5 protein-coding genes are annotated in these 4040 nt (G+C 33.9%); all 5 read right to left on the bottom strand.

Annotated features, from left to right (window positions below):
- Window positions 1-10 precede the first annotated feature (10 nt).
- Window positions 11-1093, bottom strand: coding sequence for a hypothetical protein (locus tag B3X18_RS00745; protein WP_034689054.1), 1083 nt, complete (start codon window positions 1091-1093; stop codon window positions 11-13).
- A gap of 299 nt (window positions 1094-1392) precedes the next feature.
- Window positions 1393-1704, bottom strand: coding sequence for a hypothetical protein (locus B3X18_RS00740; protein WP_005015560.1), 312 nt, complete (start codon window positions 1702-1704; stop codon window positions 1393-1395).
- Between the two features lie 201 nt (window positions 1705-1905).
- Entirely contained in the window at window positions 1906-2085 is a 180-nt protein-coding gene (locus tag B3X18_RS00735) for a hypothetical protein (RefSeq protein ID WP_005404902.1), read from the bottom strand.
- A gap of 625 nt (window positions 2086-2710) precedes the next feature.
- On the bottom strand, window positions 2711-3754 hold the full coding sequence (locus B3X18_RS00730) for a cyclase family protein (protein ID WP_005015557.1): 1044 nt from the start codon (window positions 3752-3754) through the stop codon (window positions 2711-2713).
- Between the two features lie 25 nt (window positions 3755-3779).
- The coding region (locus tag B3X18_RS00725) for an SDR family oxidoreductase (protein WP_286934981.1) at window positions 3780-4040 on the bottom strand (261 nt) is incomplete at its 5' end.

Genomic DNA, 4040 nt, shown 5'->3' with positions numbered 1-4040 from the left:
ACAATTTAATTTACAGTCTCTTATAGAATATACTCCCCAGCAAAATGTAAGTGCTAGTAATTTTACTAAATAATTCATTTTTTTTCGCTTTTTTTATCTCTTCTTTTATTTGATCCTTCACCGATATTATTTTTTCTCTATCTTCAATTTCCAAGATTCTCTGTTTTTTTAATAAAATGGATTTTATTTTACTATCATCATTTAATACTGTTTTTTCAAGCTCTTCTAATTTTAAAATGTGAGTATTAAGCCTTGTAAATGATTCTAAATTTATATCATCAAAGTCAAAGGAGGGTATATCTTTTAATATACTTTTTGCCCGTTCATTTAATTGGTCAATTAAATTATATAAAAGGAGACTAAACGCTTCATCTTTGCTTTTAATATCATTGAGTATGGCCTCATAGGGAGTTTTAGAGAAATTTAATTTCTTAATTTTTTTTAGTACAGTATTCCAATTATCTAATGCAATTGCAGCTTCTTTTTGTAATTCATTCTGCAGATATTCATCAAATGTTAAAAGTCTTGCAGCTGTTGCATGATCCACTACTTGTAAGCAAGTCGGACAATGATCCCCTTCTAAAACTGGAAAATTGTTATTTAAACATTCTATAAAATTTTTAACGGATTTCCACATTGTAATCCATTCTTCAGATCCGATTTCAGATATGGGTAATACAGAAAAAGTTGATTTACTTAACAAGTCTGCTGCATTTTTTGTCTGAACTTTTTTTTCATGTAATTCTTTAATTTGTTGAAATTTTTCAGATCCTAATTCATTTATAAGTGATGTCAGGAATACTTGAAGTGGGACAATTCTTAATCTTCTATTTTTATATTCTTCTCGAAGTTTTTCAGGTGTATTGTTTTCTAATTCCAATACTTCAACCCGTAGGTCAGATAGTTCTTTTAACTCTTCCTGCGTTGCACACAGCAGATCTACTTGATTTGGATCTAAAGATGCGCTTATAACTAATTTGCTAGGTGTTGTATTTGAATTCATCTTTGGCAGAACAGTGGCCGCAGCATAAAAAGTTTCTTCTGTTTTTGCTTTATTCTTTATGAATTCACTTGTTTTTAGTAATTCATCCAATAATTTTAAAGCAGTAGGTTTGAAATCTAATGGACCAGTCTTAGATAAATAGTGAATTGATGAGCTTGTATCAAAGACTCTAATTGATTTTAGGCGAGGATGTGGTTCTAGCTTATTGTTCCATTCTATTATTTCAGAAATACCATTTGATTCTATATGAAACTCAGCAGTTGGTATTCCAGCATTTACTTGAAAGATATTACTTCTTAGTTCTGGTGGCTCACCTCTGGTTAGACATGCATTCTTAAGTATTTTTGCATAACTTGATTTTCCAGCTCCATTATGCCCATAAATAACTGTTAATCCAGTAGTTGAAAATTCAATTTTTTTTGTGATACAAGATTTGAGATATTAGTTGTATTTCCAATAGAAACTAATCTTGTCTCTTCTACTTCTTCATGATAACCCGTAAGTTCTACTGGCTTAGTTAATGAAGGGTAGTTTGCACACTTTTCTTCTAGTCCAAATTCCATTTTAGCAATTAAATATGCTTCCTCAAGTTCTACAGATGATAACTCACCACATTCAATGGCTCGATTTATGGTGAATCGCCACCAGTTTGGTTTACTTTTATTATTTAGAAGCTCACATATTTTAGATGCTACAGGCATTATTTTCCCCTGAATTTATTATATGGAATTAGTGATTTTTATAATATATCAGTAACAATGAATAATTTATGTCATCATAACTTTAGTCTAGGTTAAGTGTATATATTAAAGACCTTATTTTAAAGATGTCCCAAATTCGAGCTGTGTAGCTAAACCACTTATAGAGTAATTATGCGTAGCTTTTTCAACGATCCACTTCAGCTAGTCTACCTCAGCTTTAAAGCCCTGAAGCTTAATGGGGGACCCTGTACTGATCTGTGGTACACCATACGCTAAATTGATACTGAATTTCGCCATTTGGCGCTTAATCTCAGCCATCTTCGCAGCACTCACACGTTCAGCTTCGACTTTGTTGGTAAATGTCCCTTTTAAGTGTTTCACCTTGCCTTTCTCACCAGTGATAACCTTTTCACGTTTGGCTTTACCAGTGACATGGTAGCTTGTAGATACACCCGTATAGTCTGAGTCACGGTCTTGCTTTGAATAACGGAATTGGTCGCCATTTTTACGGGTAATGGTGATTAATGGTAAATCTTTACCAGAAGCAGTTTTTGCGGTACCAGTTTTAAAAATTAGTAAACGATCTTTTTAATCACCATTTCAGCGTCATTTTGCTTTGAGATCCGAACAAGTAGATTGAGATCTGATTCATTAGTCTGGTCGATATGCTGAAGGTCGATCTTCTTTAGGTCATCGGCCATGACTAAAGTTAAGTATTGACGTTTCTTGCGTCCTGTAGCCATAGTATTGTTTGCGTATTGCCTTGGTTATTAAAAGTTTATAAAGGAAGGGTAAAATTGAGTATAAATCCAGATTGAATTTTAAGCTAATGCTAAGTTTTTAATGGATATTTATTCCAAGTTAAACTGACACCATCTCAATCGGAAAGCTAATATAATGATAGAGTGAATTTTAGATATTTTTTAGTTTTCTTTATCTATCATTAATCAATACTTCTAGGTCTAGAGGAGCTTGGAAAATTAGTTTCTAATAATGCTCTTCAATCTTAAACAGTTGCAATAGGCGTAACTGGAGACCCCACAGCTCCTGTCAAACGTAATGGAGGAGCCGTTAATAAAAAGCTAGACCGATGATGAGTTCTTAAATATTTAGCTAAATCAGATAAATACCATAACTCACCTAAAGGAATTCCAAGTTTAAATAGACAATGTTGATGTAAAGGTAAGGCTGAACAGCAAGACTGTCTTTGGCTATATGGAAATTCTTCAACTGAGTAATTATCAGCAGCTATTGCAGCAATTCCTGAATCTGTAATCCATTCCAATAACTTTGGATCGCCACCATTTAATACAGCGCCGGTTCGATTTAGAACTTTAATATTGGGAGACTTATTCATTTTTAATAGTGCTTCTGCATAACCTGTATGTAAACAGAGAATATCTCCTACGCCAATTTTTAATTGATCCTTTTCAATAATATCTTTAATAATTTCATATCCGACATTAGTCCTTTCTGTACCAAGATGATGAGCTAAATCAATCATTACAGCCCGGCCTTGTAAACCATGTTCAGCTAGATGTTCGATACCTAATTTTATTGCAGAGGACGTGCTTTGGCTTTTTATATTTTGGAGGCCAGTATCTTCTAAGCAATCAGGATAGATCATAGAATCTCTTGCGGAAAATCCATTATAGTAAGCTGCTTCTTCTTCTCCATTTTTATATAGGTCAAACATAGTACCTACATGAGCGAAAGCGTCCCATTGTGTGGAATACTGCAAGTGTAAAATAGCTAAGTCGTCACTCATGACATCAGAGATTTCATGATCAAATTGATTCATTTCACAGTTAAAATTGACTTTACCATATCGTTGTAATGGACGAAGAATTGGAGGATTTCTATTTATATTTAGTGCATTACCACCAGGATAGTCCAATGGTAAACTTAAGCAAAAAGTTTTTCCTTCTTTAACCTCTCGGATACCTTCAAGTACTTTTTCAGCGTTAATTAAGTTTAAACGACCAATACGATCATCATCACCAAAATCTCCCCAATTTGATCCCTTAGGACGTTGTAACCATCTTCTCATGATACTTTTTCCTTAGTAAATTTATTTAGACTGGAGTTGCTCCGATACTCATACCGCCACACACGTATAGAGTCTGGCCTGTAACAAAACTTGCTTCATCACTTAAAAAATATGAACATGCATGTGCAATATCTGAAGGTTGTCCCAGTCGTTTTACAGGAATACTTTGTAAAATCTGTTGCGTTACGGGTGAATCGGGTGGGTTAGCTGCGGTGAAAAGCTCTGTTTCTATTGGACCCGGTGCAATCGAATTTACAGTAATACCATAAACACCAAGTTCTAGCGC

This window comes from Acinetobacter sp. UBA6571 (genome assembly GCF_002434085.1).
Lineage (GTDB): Bacteria > Pseudomonadota > Gammaproteobacteria > Pseudomonadales > Moraxellaceae > Acinetobacter > Acinetobacter radioresistens.
Note: the sequence above shows the minus strand (reverse complement) of the source record. Positions and strands in the feature narration are given on the sequence as shown.